This is a genomic window from Micromonospora sp. NPDC049151 (assembly GCF_040648395.1).
Classification (GTDB): domain Bacteria; phylum Actinomycetota; class Actinomycetes; order Mycobacteriales; family Micromonosporaceae; genus Micromonospora.
The window spans coordinates 362,360-382,714 of record NZ_JBEZDP010000002.1; the positions used below are offsets into that span (position 1 = coordinate 362,360).

General features: G+C 72.3%; 15 protein-coding genes. 7 read left to right on the top strand and 8 right to left on the bottom strand.

Annotation, left to right across the window (positions count from 1 at the left end; translation table 11 throughout):
* Nucleotides 1–44: 44 nt before the first annotated feature.
* From AB0B20_RS04495 to AB0B20_RS04525, 7 genes are read right to left on the bottom strand one after another with little or no spacing between them, the layout of a single operon-like run.
* Complete coding sequence (locus AB0B20_RS04495) at nucleotides 45–1,418, bottom strand: cytochrome P450 (RefSeq protein WP_357389650.1); 1,374 nt, start codon at nucleotides 1,416–1,418, stop codon at nucleotides 45–47.
* Nucleotides 1,415–1,960 (bottom strand): flavin reductase family protein, encoded by a 546-nt coding sequence (locus AB0B20_RS04500; protein WP_357468079.1) that lies wholly within the window; start codon nucleotides 1,958–1,960, stop codon nucleotides 1,415–1,417. The genes AB0B20_RS04495 and AB0B20_RS04500 overlap by 4 nt, the downstream gene beginning before the upstream one ends.
* Nucleotides 1,960–2,403: an acyl-CoA thioesterase gene (locus AB0B20_RS04505; RefSeq protein ID WP_357389646.1), complete on the bottom strand. Its 444-nt coding sequence runs from the start codon at nucleotides 2,401–2,403 to the stop codon at nucleotides 1,960–1,962. The genes AB0B20_RS04500 and AB0B20_RS04505 overlap by 1 nt, the downstream gene beginning before the upstream one ends.
* On the bottom strand, nucleotides 2,400–8,195 hold the full coding sequence (locus tag AB0B20_RS04510) for a type I polyketide synthase (RefSeq protein WP_357468082.1): 5,796 nt from the start codon (nucleotides 8,193–8,195) through the stop codon (nucleotides 2,400–2,402). The genes AB0B20_RS04505 and AB0B20_RS04510 overlap by 4 nt, the downstream gene beginning before the upstream one ends.
* A 51-nt stretch (nucleotides 8,196–8,246) precedes the next feature.
* Nucleotides 8,247–9,230 carry a DUF1702 family protein gene (locus tag AB0B20_RS04515; protein WP_357468086.1) on the bottom strand — a complete coding sequence of 328 codons (984 nt, stop codon included), beginning with the start codon at nucleotides 9,228–9,230 and terminating at the stop codon, nucleotides 8,247–8,249.
* A 13-nt stretch (nucleotides 9,231–9,243) separates the two neighbouring features.
* Nucleotides 9,244–10,236, bottom strand: a complete 993-nt coding sequence (locus AB0B20_RS04520) for a DUF1702 family protein (protein ID WP_357468089.1) — start codon at nucleotides 10,234–10,236, stop codon at nucleotides 9,244–9,246.
* Between the two features lie 35 nt (nucleotides 10,237–10,271).
* A complete protein-coding gene (locus AB0B20_RS04525; protein WP_357389638.1) occupies nucleotides 10,272–11,378 on the bottom strand; it encodes a carboxymuconolactone decarboxylase family protein in 1,107 nt (368 codons plus the stop codon).
* Between the two features lie 324 nt (nucleotides 11,379–11,702).
* Between AB0B20_RS04525 and AB0B20_RS04530 the strand changes: the two genes are divergently transcribed.
* The 3 genes from AB0B20_RS04530 to rfbC all read left to right on the top strand — a co-directional run bounded on the left by AB0B20_RS04530 (nucleotide 11,703) and on the right by rfbC (nucleotide 14,325).
* Entirely contained in the window at nucleotides 11,703–12,503 is an 801-nt protein-coding gene (locus tag AB0B20_RS04530; protein WP_357468092.1) for a helix-turn-helix domain-containing protein, read from the top strand.
* Between the two features lie 325 nt (nucleotides 12,504–12,828).
* Nucleotides 12,829–13,662, top strand: a complete 834-nt coding sequence (locus AB0B20_RS04535) for a helix-turn-helix transcriptional regulator (RefSeq protein WP_357389634.1) — start codon at nucleotides 12,829–12,831, stop codon at nucleotides 13,660–13,662.
* Between the two features lie 63 nt (nucleotides 13,663–13,725).
* Complete coding sequence (gene rfbC / locus AB0B20_RS04540; RefSeq protein ID WP_357389661.1) at nucleotides 13,726–14,325, top strand: dTDP-4-dehydrorhamnose 3,5-epimerase; 600 nt, start codon at nucleotides 13,726–13,728, stop codon at nucleotides 14,323–14,325.
* Here rfbC and AB0B20_RS04545 read toward each other — a convergent pair.
* Complete coding sequence (locus AB0B20_RS04545) at nucleotides 14,277–15,275, bottom strand: putative sugar O-methyltransferase (RefSeq protein ID WP_357389632.1); 999 nt, start codon at nucleotides 15,273–15,275, stop codon at nucleotides 14,277–14,279. The two genes, rfbC and AB0B20_RS04545, sit on opposite strands and share 49 nt — an antisense overlap.
* A 78-nt stretch (nucleotides 15,276–15,353) precedes the next feature.
* Between AB0B20_RS04545 and rfbA the strand changes: the two genes are divergently transcribed.
* The 4 genes from rfbA (at nucleotide 15,354) to AB0B20_RS04565 (ending at nucleotide 20,298) form a co-directional block, all read left to right on the top strand.
* On the top strand, nucleotides 15,354–16,226 hold the full coding sequence (gene rfbA / locus AB0B20_RS04550; RefSeq protein WP_357389630.1) for a glucose-1-phosphate thymidylyltransferase RfbA: 873 nt from the start codon (nucleotides 15,354–15,356) through the stop codon (nucleotides 16,224–16,226).
* 8 nt (nucleotides 16,227–16,234) lie between these two features.
* Entirely contained in the window at nucleotides 16,235–17,302 is a 1,068-nt protein-coding gene (locus AB0B20_RS04555; RefSeq protein WP_357389628.1) for a carboxymuconolactone decarboxylase family protein, read from the top strand.
* 230 nt (nucleotides 17,303–17,532) lie between these two features.
* Nucleotides 17,533–18,909, top strand: coding sequence for an FAD-binding monooxygenase (locus AB0B20_RS04560; RefSeq protein ID WP_357389626.1), 1,377 nt, complete (start codon nucleotides 17,533–17,535; stop codon nucleotides 18,907–18,909).
* A gap of 246 nt (nucleotides 18,910–19,155) precedes the next feature.
* Entirely contained in the window at nucleotides 19,156–20,298 is a 1,143-nt protein-coding gene (locus AB0B20_RS04565; protein ID WP_357468096.1) for a hypothetical protein, read from the top strand.
* The last annotated feature ends 57 nt before the right edge of the window (nucleotides 20,299–20,355 follow it).

The window sequence follows — 20,355 nt, forward strand, 5'->3', positions numbered from 1 at the left end:
GCCGTCCGATCGTGGGCGTTGACAAGAGGCTCTCCATTCAGGGGTCAGGCGGCCTGCACCGTTACCGGCAGTCCACCGCGGATGCGCAGCGACAGCATCGGTTCGGCGACGACCGGTCGGCCGGGAAGCCCGGTCAGCCGCAGGTCGCGGCAGAGCAGGGCGAGCACAAGAACCGCCTCGAGCAGACCGAGGTGGTTACCCACGCAGAAGCGGGGGCCGGCTCCGAAGGGGATGTAGGCGAACCGCGGCCGGTCCGTCCCGGCGTCGCCGAGGAAGCGCTCCGGGTCGAACCGGTCCGGTTCCGGCCAGAAGGCCGGATGGCGGTGCAGGGTGTACGGCGAGACGAGCACGTCCGCTCCGGCGGGCACCCGGTAGCCGCCCACCACGTCGTCCTCGATCGCGATCCGGGGAAGCAGCCAGACGGGCGGGAACAACCGCATGGCCTCGGAGATGACGGCCGAGGTGTAGGTCAGCCGCCGCAGGTCGTCGTACTCGGGAGCCCGGCCGCCGAACACCTCGACCGCCTCGTCGTGCACCCGCTGCCAGACCTGCGGGTGCCGGTCCAGCAGGTGCAGGCTCCAGCTCAGCGTGCTGGCCGTGGTCTCGTGCCCGGCCAGCAGCAGCGTCACCAATTCGTCGCGCAGGCGCATCCGCCCCGTGCGGGGGTCGGCCTCGCGGTCGGCCGACACGATGAGCCGGGACAACACGTCGTCGGCGTCGGTCCTGCGCGCGCGTCGCTCGGCCACCAGGCGTTCGACGACGACCTCCAGGCGCTGCCGCGCCTTTCGGAACCGCATCTGGTGCGGCAGCGGGATCCACATCGGCACCATGCTGAGCGTCTCCAGCTCGAACATGGCCTGGTCCTGCACCCGGGCGAAGTCGGTGCCGATCCCGTCGAACTCGTGCAGGTCGGCGTCGAGCAGCGTGCGGCCGAGCACGCCCAGGGTCAGGCCGGTGAGTTCGTCGACCAGCTGCACCGGGCCGGCGCCGATCCGGCTCCGCAACCGGTCGACCAGCCGGGCTCCCTCGGCCGCGACGGCCCCGGCCTGTTCGGCGATCCGCCGGCTCTGGAAGGCCGGCTGGATCACCTTGCGCTGTTCCTTCCAGAGCTCGCCCTCGCTGGTGAGCAGGCCGTCGCCGAGCGCCCGCCGGGCGTGCACCAGGCCGATGCCCTTGCGGTAGTTGGCGGCGTTGCCGGCCAGCACGTGCTTGGCAGTCTCGGGATGGTTGAAGAAGTAGAGCGCCTTGTGCCCGACCGGCAGCCGGGCGGCGTCGCCGTACTCCCGTGCGGCGCCGGTCATCATGGCCAGCCGGTCGCGGTTCATCTGGGCGAGCAGCCGCAGCGCCGACCGCCGGGACGGCCCCGGCAGGGCGCGCCCCCGCGACGGGGTGTCGGTGGGCGTGAAGGCGGCGGTCATGCCGCCCTCCGGTCGGCCGCGTCGCACTCGATCCGCCCGAACCGGCCGCGCAGGAAGACCAGTACGTCCTCGTCACTGCTGCCCGCCATGCTGAGCAGCCGGCCGACGAAGATGCTGTGGTCGCCGCCGTCGTACGTGCGCCACAGCTCGCACTCGAAGTGCGCGGCCGCGCCGGCGATCAGTGGGGCGTCGCACCAGGCGCCCCGCAGGCAGTCGGTGTCGGCGAACTCCGCGACGCCGATCGGCCGGCGCCCGGCGAAGTGCCGGGCCACCTTCTCCTGACCGGCGCTGAGCACCGACACCCCGAAGGTGCCCGCCCGCACCATGGCGCTGTGCATGTTGGCGTTGCGGTCGACGCAGACCAGCACCAACGGCGGCTCCAGCGACACCGCGGTGAAGCTGTTCGCCGTCATGCCGTGCGGCTCGTCGCCGCCGGTCGTCACCACCGTCACCCCGGTCGCGAAGGAGCCGAAGGTGCGCCGCAGCAGGGCCGTGTCCTGCACCTGCGGCACCGGTTCGCGTTCGGTCTGCAGCTCGGTCATCAGCGGGCCCTCGCCAACTGATGGGTGTACGGCTCCAACGCGCGCACCAGCGCCTCCGGTACCCGCGACGGCACGGTCCGGTTGTTCGGGCCGCGCATGCACGCCACCCGCTGCATCCCCCGGGCGACGAGCGTCTCGCCGCCCTCCGGGTTGAGCCGCACGTAGTCGAAGCCGAACTGCAGCTGGGTCTGACCAAGCTCGACCAGGCGCATCCGGATGGAGACCTCGTCGAACGCGGTGATCTCGGCGTAGAACTCGCAGTCCACCTTGAGCGTGAACAGCTTCAGGTCGTCCTGCAGATCGGCGAGCACCTCGGCGGCACGCTCCTTGAGGAACAGCTCGCGCGCCCGGCCCTGCCACCGCAGGTAGTTGACGTAGTAGACGTTGCCCACCAGGTTGGTCTCTTCGAAGCCCACGGTGTGGCGATACTCGAAGTACTTCACTGGCCCTCCTTTGCGAGTACGGCGAAGACCACTGGCTCGACGGCGCCGCCGCGTACCGTCGCCGCCAGGGCGCCGATGCGGATGTCGCCGGAGGCGAGGGTGACCCAGCCAGCGCGTTCGGTTCCGGCGAGCGTGAGCGGGGCCTCGGCCGAGGAGCCCGCCTTGCGCAGGCACTCGATCGCCGACCAGACCCGGGTGGCCGCCACGTCCAGCGGCTCGGCACACGTCTCGGCGATCAGGCGGGCCAGGTCGAGGTGCCGGCCGAGCAGCCCCTTCCAGTCGTCCTCCGTCCGGGCGGTGACCGGCTCGACGTCGCAGCCGAGCTGCCCCTCCCCCACCGCGCACAGGGTGAGACCGGCGCCGTGCGACGCGGTCAGCGTCAGGTTCCCGTCGATCTCGGGCCGCCCGTCCGGGCGGTACCGGACGTTCACCGGGCGGTTGACGGCCCGCCAGGCCGCGCGGGCGGTGCGTACCCGCCGCGTGCCGACGTGGTCGCCGGTGTCGTCGCCCGGGTCGTCCGGCTCGACCACCACCGCCGCCCGGATGCCGGCCAGGTCGCCGATCGTGCGCTCCAGGTACGGCCCGAGCAGCGCCGGCACCCACGGGCCGCGCCCGTCGCGCTTGCGTACCGCCCGCAGGTGCAGTCCGGTCCAGCGCTCGATGACCGAGCCGTCCGCGTCGCGCAGGGCGATGTCGTAGACGTACGTGTCGCCGTCCCGGCTGCGCTCGGTGGCGCAGTAGCGCAGCTCACCGGCCCGGTCGAGCCGGTCACCGGCGGGGTGCAGCTCGTCCACCCGCACCGGCAGCAGCGTCGCGTCCGGCACGCAGACCTGGTTGCCGTGCATGAGGGTGTCCCGCACGCCCGGGTCGCCGAGCACGAGCGCGCCGGGCAGGAAGGCGGCGAACCAGTCGGTCTGCGGCAGCGCCTCGACCACGACGTCCACGTCCCGGGCCTGCGCCCGCCGGTAGCCGCGCAGCCGCTGGAACCGGCCGCCCTGGAAGAGCACGTCGCCGTAGAGGTCCACGGCCGGGTCGAGGGCCACCGGCGGCATCCCCTCGCCGACCTGGTCGGGGGCGCCGCCGGCCGGGCCGGTGTCGCGCCGGAGCAGCCGGGCGCGGAAGTGGTCGGCCGCGAACGCGGTCTCCTCGCTCTGGATCACCACGTCGACCGCGTCGTCGTCGGTGCGCACCGCGGCGATCCGGATCGTCGTGCTGCCGCCCGGCGGCACCACGATCGGCCGCTCGAACCGGGCGTCGGTGATCGCCGGCGCTCCGGTCCAGCCGGTCAGGGCCCGGGTCACCTGCGCCATCGCCTCCATGCCCAGCACCGCCGGGAACAGCAGGTTGCCGTCGAGCAGGTGGTCGGCGAGGTACGGGTCGGTGCCGGCGTTCAGCTCCGTCTCCACCACCAGCTCGACGCCGTGGTAGCGCACCAGCGGCCGGTCCACGAAGCGCAGCAGCGGCAGCGGCGGGTTCTCCCGCTCGACCGTGTGGATGCCCTCGGTCCGGCCGCTGATCACCACGGTGGACGGCACCGACGGGTCGGCGAGCAGCCGGCGCAGCATCGCCAGGCCCTGGTCCGGGGTGATGGCGGTGACGCCCTCGCGGGCCAGCGTCTCGACCACTGACAACCGCTCGCCCATGCCCACGCCCGACCAGACCGACCACTCCAGCACCAGGGCGCGGCAGTCCGGGTGGTCCGCGCCGTAGCGGGTGACCAGGTCGTCGAGCCACTCGTTGGCGATCGAGTAGTGCGCCTCGCCGCGCAGCCCCGCCCGGCCGATGATGCTGCCGAGCGCGACCAGCAGCTTGAGCCCACCGCCGCCGACGGCGTCGAGGACGTTGCGCAGGCCGTCCACCTTGGGTGCCAGCGTGCGACGGACCAGGTCCTCGTTCACGCCGGTGAGGGCGGTCGGCTCGTTGCGCCCGGCACCGTGCAGCACCGCGGTCACCGGACCGCCGAGTTCCGCGGTGAGCGACTCGACCGCCGCGCGCACCTGGGCCGGGTCGGTGACGTCGGCCCGCGCGTACCGGACGGTGACGCCCTGCTCGGCGATGCGGGCCAGGTTCGCCGAGATCTCCGGGTCGGTGGCCGCGTCGGAGCGGCCGAGCAGGGCCAGCCGGGCACCGCTGTCCTTGGCCATGGCCAGGGCGCACTCGGCGGTGATGCCCTTGGCGCCGCCGGTCACCAGCAGCACGTCGGACTCGTCGAGCGCCGCCTCGGTGCGCTCCGCGCTCACCGGCAACGGGCGCAGCACCGGCACGCGGCGGGTGCCGTCGGCCTCGTACCACGCCTCGGTGAAGCTCGTGGTGCCGGCGACCTCGGCGACGATCCGGTCCACCGCGTCGGGTTCCGGCGCGATGTGTACGACAGTGGTGCGGATGTGCGGCGCCTCCAGGTGCAGGGTCTTGGCCAGACCTGCCGCGCCCCGCCCGTGCTGCACCAGGACGAACCGGCCACCGGAGGCGCCCGTCACCGCGGCCCGGGCCCCGGCGAGCGCCTCGGCCAGATCCGCCTCCTCGCAGTCGGTCGGCAGCAGGACCAGAACGCCGCCGCCGACGTCGCCGCGCTCGAGCGCGGCCCGCAGCGGCTCGGCCAGCGGGTGCTCCGCCGGGGCGTGCACCTGCCAGCTGCCGCGCTGCTCGACGCCGGCCGCCGCCGGCACGTCGCGCTCGTCGAGGTCGACCCGCCAGGACCGCACCCAGTCGGCGGCGCCGGTGACGATCGGCGCGGCCTCGGTGACGCCCTCGACCGTCTCCGACCCGCGCAGTCCTTCGAGGGCCTCGGCCAGCTCGGCGAGGGTGGCGGTGGCGAAGTTGGCGGGCGTACGGCTCGGCGGGATGCCGATGCTCTGCGCCACCCGGTTCACCATCTGGCCCACGGTGATCGAGCTGAAGTGCAGGTCGTCGAGCAGCCGGCTGTTCATGTCGACCAGCTCGGGCGGCAGTTCCGCCCGTTCCGCCGTCATCCGGCGCAGCAGGTCGGCGACCGACTCACCGGCCGGGCCGGACACGGGTTGCGCCTCCGGCGTGCTGGACGGCGCCGCCGGAATCCCGCCGCGGTTGCGGGCCGGCACCTGCGGCGCGGCCTCGCACGGGCTCTCGAAGAAGCTGAACTCCGTGCCCACCGCCAGCGGGCGCACCAGCCGCCCGTGGAACAGCGCGGGGTCGACGTCGGTGGCCCCCACCACGAAGGCCGCTCCGAGCACCCGCAGCAGGCCGACCGACGACTCGTCGTCGGTGTCCAGCGCGACCGCCGGCACGTCCACCACGCCGCTCGCCAGGCCGCTGAGCACCCGGCCGGGGCCGACCTCGATGAGCAGGTCGACGTTCTTGGCGGCCACGGCGACCGCCTGGGCGAACAGCACCGGCTCGGTGATCTGCCGGGTGAGCAGGTCGGCCAGGTCGGTATCGGTGGGCAGTTCCTCACCGGTCACCGTCGAGACCACGCGCCGGTCGGGTGTGCCGAAGGACTCCCGGCGCAACAGGCCGCCGAAGGCGCCCGCGGCCTCGGCGACCAGCGACGAGTGGAACGCGTGGGAGACGGCGAGCCGGGTCGCCGCGACGCCTGCCTCCTCGGCCCGCCGGCAGGCCTGCTCGACGGCCTCGACGCTGCCGCTGATCACGGTCTGTCCGGGTCCGTTGTGCCCGCCGACGACCGCCGACAGTCCGGCGATCAGCCGTTCGGCCTGCTCGGGCCCGCAGGACAGACCGGCCATCGTGCCGGAGGAGCTGTGCTCGGCCATGGTGCGGCCGCGCAGGGCGGCCAGGCGCAGCACGGTCTCGTCGTCCATCGCCCCGGCCCACTGGAGGGCGGTCAGCTCGCCGAGGCTGTGCCCGACCGCCACGACCGCCTCCAGGCCGAGGGTCCGCAGCACGCGCTGGCCGGCGATCGAGCCGGTGACGATGCGCGGCTGGGCCACCTCGGTGGCGACCATGTCGCCGCTGCGGGGCAGCGCGGCGGCGCGGTAGACCTCGTCGGCCTCGGCGAAGCGCCGGCGCAGCGCGCCACCGCTGGTGCCCTTGCCGGAGCCCTGCCCGGGGAACAGGAAGCCGATCTCCCCGTCGCCGATCTGTCCGAAGCAGGTACGACCCCCGTCGGCGAACAACTGCGGCTCGCCGGCGTCCAGGGCGTCGACCACCGCCTTCAACCGGTTCGTCGCGTCCGACGGGGAGTGCGCCACGACCGCCGCCCGCCAGGGCAGCTCCCGCAGCTCGCCGTGCAGGGTCGCGGCCAGGTCACTGAGCTGCGCGTAGCTGATCGACGGCACGAAGTCGGCCACCCGCTTCAGCCGTTCGCGCAGCTCGGCCGGGGTCAGCGCGTCGAACACCAGCAGCTCGGCGTCCTGGGCGCCGGCCGCGATGGCCCGGGTACGGCTCCCGTAGCGCACCTTGCGCACCGGCTCGCCGCGGTCCAGGACGAGGTGCGTGTTGATGCCGCCGAAGCCCATCGCGGTCACGCCGGCACGCACCGGGCGGTCGTCCGGCCACGGTTCGGCCCGACGTGCGACGCGCAGCGCGGCGTCCGGCGACTCGAAGACCTCGTGCGGGTCGACACAGCCGACGGTCGGCGGGATGACCTCGTTGTGCATCGCCATCGACGCCTTGATCAGCCCGGCCACACCGGCCGCGGCCTTGGTGTGCCCGATCATCGCCTTGACCGACCCGATCACCGCGGGCGCGGCGCCCGGGTCGGCGGCCAGCCGGTTCTGGTTGAGCGCGGTCAGCTCGTTGGAGTCGCCCACCTTCGTGCCGGTGCCGTGCCCCTCGAACAGCGGCACGGTCTCGATGCCGAAGCCGGCGCGGGCGTACGCCCGGTTGAGGGCGAGGTGGTAGCCGCGGGTCTCCGGCCGGGTGATGCCGCCGCGCCCGTCGGAGGAGATGCCCCAGCCGGCGATCGTGGTGTAGATGCGGTGGTTGCCGCGCAGCGCGTCACTCTCACGCATCAACACGACCATGCCGCAGCCCTCGCCCGGCCAGAACCCGTTCGAGCCGCGGTCGTAGACGCGCATCTCGCCGGTGGCCAGCGCCCCGGTCTTGGCGAACCCGATGACCTCGAACGGGTCGACCGACAGGTCCACCCCGCCGGCCACCGCGACGTCGAGCTCGCCGTCCGCCAGCGCCTTGCAGGCGGTGGCCACCGAGAGCAGCGAGGACGAGCACGCGCCGTCCACCGTGTAGCCGCCGCCCTGCAGGTCGAAGTGGTTGCAGATGCGCCCGGCGATGGTGTTGGACAGGCCGCCGGCAAGGGTGTCCTCGTCGACCGCCGGGAACGGGCTCTTGTACGTCTGCTCCAGGTCGTCGAGGAGAGCGTCCAGGTCCTCGTCGGCGAACCCACGCTCGCGCAGCACCGCGGTCACCGTGCGCTGCACGTACGGCCAGCGCAGCCGCAGCTGGTTGGCGCGGGAGAACTCGCCGGTGAGCGTGTTGCCGACGATCACGCCGGTGCGCTCCCGGGGCAGGCCCTCGGCCATCGGAAAGCCGGCGTCGGCCAGGGCTCCGGCGGCCACGTCGAGAGCCAGCCAGTGCGTCAGGTCGGTGGAACGGTACGTGCTGCCGGCCACCTTGTACGCGATCCGGTCGAACTCGTACGCGTCGATGACCGCCGCGTTACGGGCGTAGAAGCGGTCCGGGGTACGGGGATCCGGATCCCAGTAGTCCTCCAGCCGCATCCGGACGTCCGGCAGCCGGCGGAAGGCCCGGCGACCGGCGATGGCGTTGTCGAAGAGTTCCTTGGGGGTGGTGGCGTCGGGATATCGGCACGCCATTCCCACCAGCGCGATTCTGGACATGGGCGATCGGGGCTCCTCACATGGACGGGCGGACGGGCGCACGAGACGGGGTCAGCGACGCCGTTCCACCCCGGTGTGTGCCGAGAACGCGTCGGCGATGCGTTGACGCCAGGTCGCATAGGCGGGCACTGCGCCGTCGGCGGGCAGGCCCTCACGGGCGTGGTCGGTGGCGGCGGCGGCCGTGGCCACGTCCGTGCCGCACAGCACCTCGGTGGCCAGTTCGTTGTGCGGGACGACGAGACCGGCGCGCAGCCGGGCCTGCGCGGCGAACGCGGCCCCCTGGGCCAGCTGACCCCGGTACGGGCCGGCCGCCTCGGCGAGGCACTCCAGCTCCGCGCGGTCGACGCCGCCCGCGTACGTGGCGGCCAGGCCGGCCCCGCTGTACAGGTCCGGCCGGCGCTCCTCCGGGAAGGTGGCGAACAGCGCGGCGAGCCGCTCCGGGTCGGTGCCGCAGACGAACCAGCTCGCTCGGCCGATGCCCTGGTCGATGACCTGGTTGGTGTGCCACGCCGGGCCGGGCACTACGTTCGGGGCCCGGGGTGCCTGGTACCGCTCGTGGACGTACTGACGGGTCTTGAAGTACGCCTGGTGGAAGCCGTAGCCGTCGAGCAGCAGCCAGCGCAGCAGCGGATCCGGGCCGTACAGCGTGGACCAGCGGAATCTCGGCAGGCGGGCCATCGCCCAGCCGACCCCGACGTACACCATGTAGATGTGGTCGGCGCCCGGCCCGTCGAGCAGCGATCGCACGTGCCCGCCGCGTCCGGTGGGCAGGCCGTCGAGCACTGCCATGGCCATCCCGGCGCCCTCGTAGGCGAAACCGCGGTAGAGCTCGGGCAGTTGCGCGAGCTCGGCCTCGACGTCGGCCGGCCGGCCGGTCGCCGCGGCGGCGCCGTAACCGGTGAGGAAGGACCTGCCGACGGTCTCCAGCCGGTCGACGGCCTCCGCCGACTTGGCGTGGAAGCCGCGAACCGCGACCTTGGTCTCCGAGATGTCCGGCGTCAGGACGCGCCGTCGCAGTTTGTGCCAGGCTGTCATGTCACGGCCTCCGCTAGGGGTGGGAGTGGGCGAGCGCATCGAGGTGGTCGCGGATCTGCTGCCGCCAGGACTCGTAGTCGGGCGGGCCGGTCGGCTCGGTTCGGCTCAGGCTGATGTCGTCGGCCAGCGTCGCCGCGGCCGACACGGTGAGGCCGGTCAGCGTGTGCAGCGTGCTCGCCGAGTGTTCCGGCACGAAGCCGGAGAAGTCGCGGGCCTTGGCGGCGAACACCGCGCCCTGTGCCAGGTGCCGCCAGTGCTCGCCGGACGCCCGGCGCAGCACCGCCAGACCGGTCTCGTCGCAGCCGCCGGCGAAGGTGGCCGCGAGGCCGACACCGCTCCACAGGTCGGCGTGCCGCTCTGCGGCGAAGGCGCGCACCGCGGCGTCGACGTGCTGCGGGACTCCGCCGTGGATGAACCACAGCGCCCGCCCGATGCCCTGGTCGACCGCGCGTGGGAAGTAGTCGGCGCGTCCCTGCCACGGGTACGGCGCCGGACGGCGCTGGCGCTCCACCACGCTCCGGGTGTCGAAGTAGGCCCGGTCGAAGCCGTAGCCGTCGACGGCCAACCAGCTCATGGTCGGGAAGTAGGGCGTGCCGGTGAGGTCGGGCAGGACACCACGCCACAGTGGACGGGGCAGGCGGGCCATCGCGAACCCGATGCCGATGTAGGTCAGGAACGTGTGCGGGACACCCGGTCCGCGCAGCAGTTCCCGGGTACGGGTTCCCCGGCCGCCCGCCATCGCGTCCCGCACGGTCAACGCCATCGTCGCGCCCTCGTACGCGAAGCCGCGCAGCTCGGCGTCGACCATGTCGAGCCGGCGCTCCAGGCCCCACTGGTCCCGCAGTTCGATGCCCCACTCGAAGCCGCAGACGACGGCCTGCGGGATGGCTTCGAGGGCGCGGGTGGCGTCGGTGGGCGTGACCGGAAATCCGCGCCCGGCGAAACTCACGTCGTGGAACGACGGAGTCAGGGCCATCCGGCGTAACGAACCGAGGACTGTGGGCATCGGGAAACTCCCTCACGCGGTGTGTGGGTGAGACTTCATCGTGTTATGCGATTCCCGGCCGGCGCGTCTCCTGGTGTGCGGGGTGCGGCGAGACGCTGCCGGGCTCCGATGCGACGGGCGGCTTCGAAGGCCGCCCACCCGGTGACCTCCACGAGCGCCTCGTCTCCGGGCTGGTGACGCCGGAACTCGGCGACGACCCCGTCGCCCACCTGGTGCGACGACACCGCGGTGAGCAGCGCGAGCCGTCCGGCCGCCCGGTCGGCCGGGCCGAGCGGGGTGAGCAGGTCCTCGCACCACGCCGTGGAGATGCCGGTGTCCGCGCCGCGCCAGCCGTCGAGGTGCTCGCGCACCACGGCACGGACCTCGGGTGACAGCCACCGTTCGCCGGCCGCGTCGAACGTCGCGGCGGCCCGCGCCAGCGCACCGCCGATGAACGGGTTGCCCGCCGCCCAGCCGGCGTCGGCGGGCTGCGGCGCGTCCGGCAGCAGGTCGAGGGAGCGGCCGGGCTCGCGGTGCGCGCGCAACGTGTCGCGCAGCAGCCGGCCCACCCCCTGCTTCATGCGCTGCCGTGCCCGCCCGGTGAGGCCGGGCGGAAGCAGGAAGCTGGAGAGGAAGACGTTCACCATCCGGGTCAGGTAGTGCATCGCGGTCACCGTGCCGATGAGCTCGGCGCTCTGCGCGGGGGTGAGCCAGGCCGGCACCCCGAGTCCGTCGGGCGCCTCCTGCGCGCCCCGCGCCCATTGGCTGATCTCACGCAGCCGGGGGTCGCGCATGTCGTCGACGCGGTCGGCGGCGAGCTGGTCCGCGTCGTACTCGCCGGCCAGGTCGTACATGCTGACCGAGTGCATGTCGACGCAGTACGGGCAGATCGTGGCGACCGCGACAGCGGTCGCGGCGGCCTCCTTCGAGGCCCGGTCGGCGGCGCCGCTGGCCAGCACCGGCTCGCGCATGAGGGTCCAGTAGGCGGCCAGCGCGCGGGGGGACGGTGAATGCATGAGCGCCGGTGGGATCACCAGGCGCATCTCGTCCGCCACCTGCTGGTACACCTGCTCGACCAGACCGCTCGCGGAGAGCGCGGAGACCGGTGTGACATGGCGTACCTGACGTTGCACGACTGAGGCTGCGACTCGGCCGACGATCATGGCTGCTCCTTCCGCCGGTGTGGCCAGTATCAGCAGATCGAACGCGAAAATCCCGCGTGCCGGACGAGGGAAGCAATTCTGGAAAAGAATTTCCCGGCGGAGAGCTGTGATCGGGTATCTCCGGTATCCAATTGCTACTTCAATATTGCGCTCGGCCCGGCGGGACGGCCTATCCGGTTGCCCGCCCAACTCGGCCGTGGCTAGCCTGGCGACACATGAACGTGGGGGTGCGCTGTTCGGTGCGCATTCCACCGCTCGCCGTGACGGATCGGCCGAGAAGGCCGGAATCTCATTGTTGCGGCGCGGCCCAGCCCTGGGGGAAGAATGCAGGATACGTCGGAGAAGGCAGTTCTGCGCGCCATCGAGGCGATGCACGAGCGCCTCGGTGGACAATTGACGGTCGATGACATGGCTCGCGCAGCCATGTTCAGCAAGTTTCATTTCACACGATTGTTCCAGCGGGTCACCGGGGTGTCGCCGGGTCGCTTCCTCTCCGCGCTGCGCCTCCAGCGGGCCAAGGAACTACTCGTCTCGACGCCGATGAATGTCGCCGACGTCAGCGTCAGCGTCGGTTACAGCAGCGTCGGCACGTTCAGCTCCCGGTTCAGCCGGAGCGTCGGGATGTCACCCACCACCTTCCGGCAGCGCGCCGGCTACGCCAGCGAGATCCGCACCGACTCCGACGGGGTGGCCCTGAGCGACGCGAGCCTCTCCTGCGTGGTGCACCCCGCCGGCCCCACGGAGAACACCCTGACGTTCGTCGGCCTCTTTCCCGAGCGCGTCCCCGAGGGCCGCCCGGTCCGCTGCGCGGTGCTGCGCGACTCGCGGCACGTCACCTTCAACCACGCGCCGCTGGGCCGGTGGCACCTGCTCGCGCAGTCGGTTTCGGCCGACCGGCGCCCACCCGGCTCGTACCGCGATCACGCCGACCGGCCGGTCGCCGTGGCCACCGCCGGGCCGATCGTCATCCGGCCGGGCAAGCCGATCTCCACCGAGCTGGTGCTGCGGCCGGGCCGCGCCCTCGATCCGCCGGCGCTGCTCGCGTTGCTCGACGTCCGCACCTACGCGCTGAGCCGGCTGGCCGAGCAGAACCGGCCCGCCGAGGAATACGCCGGCGCCGCCTGAGTCAGGGCCGCCGGCCCGGCGGGTCGGCACGGGAGCACCCCCGGCCACATCCGCCCGGCTCTACCCGCTATTTCGGATTCGACTGGGTTCCGGCGATGTTCGACAACTGATTCTCAGTACGCAGCAGTGCGTTCCACTATCTACATTCCGCCACCCGGCGAGGGGCCCCGGCCAGGACATCCACGTGCCGCACCCCGGCGTGGATTCGGCGTCGGGAAACTGATGGCGCGGCGGATTGCGCCCGCTCCCGCCCTGAGATAGCCTCGGGGAAGAGCGACGGACATCACAAGGCCGCCAGCATTCGGAATTGGCCGGAATGGGCGCAATGGAACAGGAAATTGAGATAGCCGTCAAACGCGCAGTGACGACAATGCGCGACAATCTAGGCCAACCGCTGACGATTGACGACATGGCCCGCTCGGCCATGTTCAGCAAATTCCACTTCACGCGCGTTTTCCAGCGGGTCACCGGCATCTCCCCCGGCCGTTTCCTTTCCGCACTGCGGCTCCAGCACGCCCAGCAACTGCTGGTCTCGACCCCACTGCGGATCGCCGATATCAGCCAGCGGGTCGGCTACAACAGCGTCGGCACGTTCAGCACCCGGTTCAGCCGTAGTGTGGGCATGTCCCCCACCGAATACCGGCTCCAGTCCGGATTCGCGCGGCAGATCGTCACGGAAACAGACGCCCACACCACGTCGTCGGCCGGTGGTCGCGTCGAGTGCCGCATCCGGATGCCACAGGACGGCCAGCCGCGGCTGGTCTTCGCCGGCCTTTTCCCCGAACGCATTCCGCAGGGCCGCCCGGTGCGCTGTACGGTGCTCGCCGACCCGGCGCATCTCGAGCTCGACGACGTGCCCAGCGGCACCTGGCATCTGTTGGCCCAGGCGGTGCCGGGATCATGCGGCCATCCGGACGGCTACCAGGCAAACGTGAACGAGTCGGTGTCGGTGGCCAGCCTCGGCCCGATCACCGTCGCACCGCGCTCGGTGGTCCGTTCCGCGCTGGAGTTCAACAGCGCCGGTCCGCTCGACCCACCGGTCCTGCTGGCCCTGCTGGACGTCCGCAAGCTGGCGATGGAGATCGTGGCGCAGCGTGCCCATGCGCACGTTCCGCTGACGGCCGGAGTGGCTGGTCACGGTCCCTCGAACTGCTGGTGACGCCCGGGCCGCAACCCGGAAGTGGACCGGCGCCGGCGACTCGGCGACCCTGGTGCCGTGACTATTCCATCCGCACCCAGGAAGCTGGTCGCCGGTGCCCTCGCGTTCGACACGCCGGCCTTTCCGGACGAGCGCGGCGTCTTCCGTACGCCGTTCCGGTCGTCGGCATTCGGACGTCCCCTGTTTCCGGTGGCCCAGGTCAACTTCAGCGTCTCGCGCCGCGGCGCGGTACGCGGCCTGCACTACACAGTCACCCCGCCCGGCACGGCGAAGTACGTCTACTGCCTGCACGGCCGCGCCCTCGACATCATCGTCGACCTCCGGGTGGGCTCGCCGACGTTCGGGCGGTACGACGCCGTGGAGCTTGACCAGGAGCGGTGTCCGGCGCTGTACCTGCCGTTCGGGGTCGGTCATCTCTTCGTCGCACTCGAGGACGACACCGTGATGAACTACCTGCTGTCGCTGGAGTACCGGCCGGAGAACGAACTCGCGCTCGCGCCGTTCGACCCGCAGCTCGCGCTCCCGATCCCGGCCGACATCGATCCCATCCTCTCGCCGCGGGACCAGGCGGCGCCCAGTCTCGCCGAAGCGCTGGACGCCGGCCTGCTCCCGGGCTACGCGGCCTGCCGCGCGCTGGAGGAACGGTACAGCGCCTGCCAGTAGTGGCTCCACACTGGAGTGCTCGCCTCGGCGGCGCACTCCCAGCGGTCCCCCGGCGTGTAGGCCGAGACGAACCGGCGCGACTGCTTACGCACGGCCTCGCTGTCGAAGATGTCGATCACCTCGGTCAGCAGCCCGGCGCGCAGCGCGGAGGCCACCTGTTCGGTGCCCTGCGAGTGGTCGTCCAGCGCCTTGTCCAGATACTTGCCGACCGGGCCGTTCACGTAGAACGCCTGGCTCCGCTCGTCGACGAGACCCAGGTAGCCGCGGACCACCTCCGGCGGCATGCAGGCGAACGAGTCGATGTTGATCGCCAGGTCGACGTCACGCGGGAACGTCCGCCCGGCGTCCGCGGCCGCGTGGAAGGACACCTTGGCGTACTGCGCGGGCTCGAGCACCGCGCGCAGGTAGGCGCGGGCCAGCCGCAGCGAGGGCTCCTGCTCCACGATGTGGTACTCCGCGACGTCGTGGTTGGCCATCAACGCGTGGCAGGTACGGCCGTATCCGGCGCCGATCTCGACGATTCGCGCACCGGCCAGGCGCACCCGTTCCGCGAGGAAACCGACCTCCTGCACGGCCCGCAGGTAGTCCATGTCGATCTCGTCGCCGTCGTGGCGAACGGTGATCGGATCGCCGACGTCCCGGTTCCGGGTCTTGCGCAGCCGCTCGCGGTCCTGCGGGCTCAGCCGGCCGCTGACGCTGTACAGCAGTGCTTTGAGGTACCGCACTCCGTTGTTCCGTGGATCCCACAGCGTCAACTTGAAGTTGGCGTCATCGGACCGGAATCCCGCCAGAATATCCGTGTCCTGATCGACAGTCACTGTTACCGACCTCCTGGATGAGCGGAGCCCGAACGGCCCGGTGAAGTGGAGTATCACGCCGTTTCCCAGCGGGCTGCGCCTCTGAGAGTGCGAACAGCCGGGCCGCTCGCCGGGGTTCTGCGCGCACCGCATTCCAGGAGACCTGGGGGTCTGCCGGCCCGCCACATACTGGTTTTCCGGCAGATGTCGACTCGACGAACGGACCCGATGGTGAAGGGAATTGTTCTCGCCGGTGGCACCGGTACGCGGCTGTACCCGCTGACGCTGGCGACGTCCAAACAGTTGCTGCCCGTCTACGACAAACCGATGCTCTACTACCCGCTCTCAGTACTCATGCTGGCCGGCATCCGGGACATCCTGATCATCTCGAACCCGGATGTGCTCCCGCACATGCGCCAGTTGCTGGGCGACGGATCCCGGCTGGGCCTGAACCTCAGCTACGCCGAGCAGAAGGAGCCACGCGGCATCGCCGAGGCGTTCCTCATCGGCGCCGGTCACATAGGACACGACCGGTCCGCGTTGATCCTCGGCGACAATCTCTTCCACGGCGCCGGCTTCTACAACCTGCTGCAGCACGAGGCCCGCTCGGTCGACGGCTGCACCCTGTTCAGTTACTCGGTCTCGGATCCCGAGCGCTACGGCGTCGCCGAGACCGACACGGAGGGCCGGCTGGTCTCGATCTTCGAGAAGCCCCGGCGGCCGCGTTCCAACCAGGCGATCACCGGCCTCTACCTCTATGACAACGACGTGGTGAGCATCGCCGCCGGCCTGAGTCCGTCGGATCGCGGGGAACTGGAGATCACCGACGTCAACCAGGAATACCTGCGGCAGCGCCGGGCCGGGCTCGTACCGCTGAGCCGCGGCTACACGTGGATGGACTGCGGCACGCACGCCAGCCTGCTCGCCGCCAGCCAGTACGTGCAGGTGATCCAGGAGCGGCAGGGGGTCCGGGTGGCCTGCCTCGAGGAGATCGCCCTGCGCATGGGCTTCATCGACGCCGAGGCCTGCTACGAGCTGGGCGCCGAGATGCCCCACTCGGACTACGGCCGCTACCTCACCGAGATCGCATACGCACTCGACTAAGGACGACGATGGGAAGACTGCTGAGAGCGGCGACCCGACGCATCGCGCCGGCCCACATCCGTTACGTCCGGCCGGTGCCGCCGGAGACCGCCCCCGAACCGGTCGCGCTGGTCTACCGCCAGGTCGAGACGGACTTCGGGATGCTGGCCCCGCCGGTGGCGCTGCACGCCCCGGCGCCACCGGTGCTGGCCGCCTGCTGGAGCATCCTGCGGGAGACCCTGGTGGTGTCCGGCCGGGCGAGCCGCGCCGACAAGGAGGCGGTCGCCGCGGCCGTCTCGGTGGCCAACCGCTGCCCGTACTGCCTGGACGTGCACGGCGCCGCGCTGACCGGCCTGCTCGCCGGGCCGGACTCCGCCCGCATCGCGGCCGGCGGGACCGACGAGGTGACCGAGCCCCGACTGCGCGCCCTGGTCCGCTGGGCGCGGACCGGCGAGGGGCCGGAGCCGTTCCCACCGGAGCAACGGGCCGAGCTGGTCGGGGTGGTGCTGGTCTTCCACTACATCAACCGCATGGTCAACGTGTTCCTGCGGGACTCACCGCTGCCGGCCGTGCCGAGGCCGGCCGAACGGGTCCTGCGGCGCACCGCGGCGTCGGTGCTGGGCCGGCTCGGCCGGGTCGAGGTCGCGGCGGGCTCGTCGCTGGACCTGCTGCCCGAGGCCGGCCCGCTGGCGGGCACCGCCTGGGCCGCGACCGTGCCGCACATCGCCCAGGCGCTGAACCGCGCCGGCGCCGCCATCGCCGCAGCCGGCGAACGGAGCGTCCCGGCCCGGGTGCGCGAACTCGTCGAGGCCCGGCTGGCTGATCCGGGCTTCGCGGGGCCCGGGATCAGCGCCAGGGCGTGGCTGGACGAGGCGGTCCAGCAACTGCCCGCGGCGGACCGGCCGGCCGGGCGGGTGGCGCTGCTGACCGCGTACGCGTCCTACCGGGTCACCCCGGAACTGGTCGCACAGTGCCGGTCGGACGACGCGCAACTGGTCGAGCTGACCGCCTGGGCGGCGTTCGCGGCGGCCCGTGCGACCACCGGCCGGATCGTGCCGGATGAGGGCAAGCGGGGAGATGTGAGCCCGCCCGTCTGACTGCGACGCTCATCCCGATGGCTGAGGGTGTTCCGCAGCCAGGTCGGGTGGCCCGTTCGGTGGCCCGCCGACGTATCCGAGCCGTGCTGTTCCTCCTGCCGTCCCGCTCGGCCCGCATCACCGGCCAGACCTCGCCGTGCACGGCGGCCTGCTCGGTTCCGCGCCGATGAGCAGGATGCCCGGCTGACCGTCAAGCAGCCGCATCGCACAGAGAAAGGGTGGAGCCACCCATGGGGAAGAATCCACGCCGGGCGCTGGTGCTCGGCGGCAGCTACGCCGGCCTGTTCGCCGCGCGAGTGCTGACCGAGCGGTACGACGAGGTCCTGATCGTCGACCGGGACAAGCTGGTCGGTGAGCGGGGACCGCGTCGCGGCCGCCCGCAGGGCAAGCACATCAACGCCATGCACGTCCGCGGCCTCCAGGTGACCGAGGAACTGTTCCCCGGCTTCATCGAGGGACTCGTGGCGGACGGCTGCCCGACCGGCGACTACGCCGGCTCGTGCCGGTGGTACTTCAACGGGCGGCCGCTGGTCCGCGAGGACATCGGCTACATCGCGGTGCCCGCCACGGCCCCGCTGATGGAACGTCACCTGCGCGAGCGCGTCGAGCAGCTGTCCGGCGTGCGGTTCCTGGAGCGCCGCGACATCGTCGAGCTGGAGACGACACCGGACCGTGCCCGCGTCACCGGCGCCCGGCTGCGTGATCTGGACAACGACCGGGACGAGGTGATCGAGGCCGACCTGGTCGTCGACGCCACCGGCCGCGGCTCGCGGACCCCGGCCATGCTGGAGCGGTTCGGCTACGAGCGGGTCCCCGAGGAGCGCATCAAGATCAACCTCGGATACGTGACCCAGCACTACGAACTGGACGACGACCCGTGGCACGGCGACCTGGCCATCATCCCGGTGGCGTACCCCGCCTCGCCGCGTGGCGCGATCTTCACCCAGACCGACCACGGCAAGGTCGAACTGACCGCCTACGGCCTGCTCGGCGACCACCCGCCGACCGACCAGGAGGGCTTCTACGACTTCATCCGGTCGCTGGCGATCCCGGACATCGCCGACGCCCTCAAGTCGGCCCGCCCGATCGACGAGCCCGTCCCCTTCCACTATCCCGTCACGCTGCGCCGGCGCTACGAGCGGATGTCCCGCCTGCCGGCCGGCCTGCTGGTCACCGGCGACGCGGTCACCAGCTTCAACCCGGTGTACGCGCAGGGCATGACGGTGGCCGCGGTCGCCGCCCTGACGATCCGGCGCCACCTGAGCGCGCACGGCGAACCCGACCCGGCCGCGTACTTCCGCGACCTGGCCCGCGACTGCATCGACGCGCCGTGGGAGATGACCACGACGGTCGACCTGAACTTCCCGGACGTGCCCGGCCACCGGTCTCTCAAGATGCGGATGGTGCAGCGCTACCTGCGGCTCGTGCAGGTCGCCGCGACCCGGGACCCGAAGGTCACCACGGCGTACCTGCGGGCCGCGGGCATGGTCGACACCCCACAGGCGCTGATGCGCCCCGCGACGCTGTGGCGCGTGCTGCGCGGCGCCTTCGCCCGGAGCGCCCCCGTCGACCGGCCGCGTCAGCCGACGCTCGCACAGTCGGGCTGAGCCCCGCCGTCCCGAACCGGGCCCGTCGTGCTTCCCCCCGCACGACGGGCCCAACTCTGTGCCCGGTCCCCCGGGAACGCGCCTGCCGTCGGGGCAGCGCAGACGGCGGGTTCAACGCACGATTGGAGGACCACCCGGTGCCACCGGTCTCCGCCGCGCGTGCTCGCCCGGCAGAGAGCACGATGCGAGTTGATTCGCGCGCCGATCTTGTCACAATCCAAGGGAAATAACCTGAAAGAGGCGTTGATGACGCAAACGATGCGGGACTGGCTCTTCGCCGGCATCCATCTGGCACCCTGCCGCTTCGCGAACGTAGAGGCCTTCCTCTCCGGTGTCGAGCCCCACCTGCCCCTGGACGACGTCGTGCCGGCCAGGCAGGCGATCGACCTGCTGCGCCGGGCCGGCGCGTCGCTGGACGGCGACAGCGGGGAGTGCGCGGACGACGACGCCGCCGCCCGCCGGCTCACCGCCGCCCAGCTCCGCGAGCTGGCGGACGCGCCGCTGGCCCTCGGCAGCAGCGGTACGGAGCACGCGGTGCTCGCCGCGGCGGGACCGCTGCGCGACCGGCTCACGGCGGCCGGCCTGGACGTGGCCGGAATGACCGTCACGGTCGGGTCGGTTCTGCCGGATCCGTACGCCGCGTCTGAGCGCACGTCCATCTCCATCGGCCCGTCGAAGGCCGCCCGGCACCGGCTCGAGCCCGGTGCCTACCTGCGGCTGTCCGGGCTGCGGCCGTTCCTGAGCATCACCCGGGCCGCGCGCAGGCTGGTGCACGCCGCCGCGGACGTCGGGCCGGACGGATCCGACCGGGGGCTGGAGCAGGGGCTCGCCGACGTCCTCGGGCTCTGCTACGCGGCGGCCGCGGTCGTGCCGCGCACGGCGTTACGGTCGATCCTCGTCCACGACCGGCACTGCCCCGCATCGCCGAGGCTGCGCTCCGCGCACATCCGGCAGGCCACGCTGCTCTACCGCGAATTCGGCGTCGCCGGGCTGGCCGCGCTGGTCGCCGGCGGGCGGCGCCGCATCGCCGAGGCCGAGGTGGCGGTCCTGACCGGCCGGTATCGCGAGCTCGACCTGCCACGCGGGCCGGGCGACGAGGTCATCACCTGGCTGCTCGACCACCTCTGCGGCGCGTTGCTGCCGTCGTATGTGGTCTCGCCGCTCGATCTGTTGCTGTTGGACGCCGTCCACGACGGCGCCGGCGTCGCCGAGGTGTGTGCCGCCGCCGGGGTGCCGGTGTCGGTCGGCGCCGCGCGGCTCGGCCAGCTGAGTCTCTCGACGGCGCTGTTCAGGCTGACCGGCGGGGCGGTGACCGACTCGATCCTGCCCCGCTACCGGGAGGCCGAGCAGCAGTCCGGGCAGCCGGTGCTGCGCTGGCTGGCCGGTTGACGGCGGGGCCGGGCGGGCGCGGGGCCGGACCGCACCGGCGTGCGTCGGACCGGTCCC

Bases quoted from the DNA above. Each gene is read 5' to 3' on its own strand.
- AB0B20_RS04530 (WP_357468092.1), top strand. From the start codon at position 11,703: ATGCAGGATACGTCGGAGAAGGCAGTTCTGCGCGCCATCGAGGCGATG.
- AB0B20_RS04545 (WP_357389632.1), bottom strand. From the start codon at position 15,275: ATGCGGTGCGCGCAGAACCCCGGCGAGCGGCCCGGCTGTTCGCACTCT.
- AB0B20_RS04515 (WP_357468086.1), bottom strand. From the start codon at position 9,230: ATGACAGCCTGGCACAAACTGCGACGGCGCGTCCTGACGCCGGACATC.
- AB0B20_RS04520 (WP_357468089.1), bottom strand. From the start codon at position 10,236: ATGCCCACAGTCCTCGGTTCGTTACGCCGGATGGCCCTGACTCCGTCG.
- AB0B20_RS04535 (WP_357389634.1), top strand. From the start codon at position 12,829: ATGGAACAGGAAATTGAGATAGCCGTCAAACGCGCAGTGACGACAATG.
- AB0B20_RS04560 (WP_357389626.1), top strand. From the start codon at position 17,533: ATGGGGAAGAATCCACGCCGGGCGCTGGTGCTCGGCGGCAGCTACGCC.
- AB0B20_RS04500 (WP_357468079.1), bottom strand. From the start codon at position 1,960: ATGACCGAGCTGCAGACCGAACGCGAACCGGTGCCGCAGGTGCAGGAC.
- AB0B20_RS04565 (WP_357468096.1), top strand. From the start codon at position 19,156: ATGACGCAAACGATGCGGGACTGGCTCTTCGCCGGCATCCATCTGGCA.
- AB0B20_RS04555 (WP_357389628.1), top strand. From the start codon at position 16,235: ATGGGAAGACTGCTGAGAGCGGCGACCCGACGCATCGCGCCGGCCCAC.
- AB0B20_RS04510 (WP_357468082.1), bottom strand. From the start codon at position 8,195: ATGTCCAGAATCGCGCTGGTGGGAATGGCGTGCCGATATCCCGACGCC.
- AB0B20_RS04495 (WP_357389650.1), bottom strand. From the start codon at position 1,418: ATGACCGCCGCCTTCACGCCCACCGACACCCCGTCGCGGGGGCGCGCC.
- AB0B20_RS04525 (WP_357389638.1), bottom strand. From the start codon at position 11,378: ATGATCGTCGGCCGAGTCGCAGCCTCAGTCGTGCAACGTCAGGTACGC.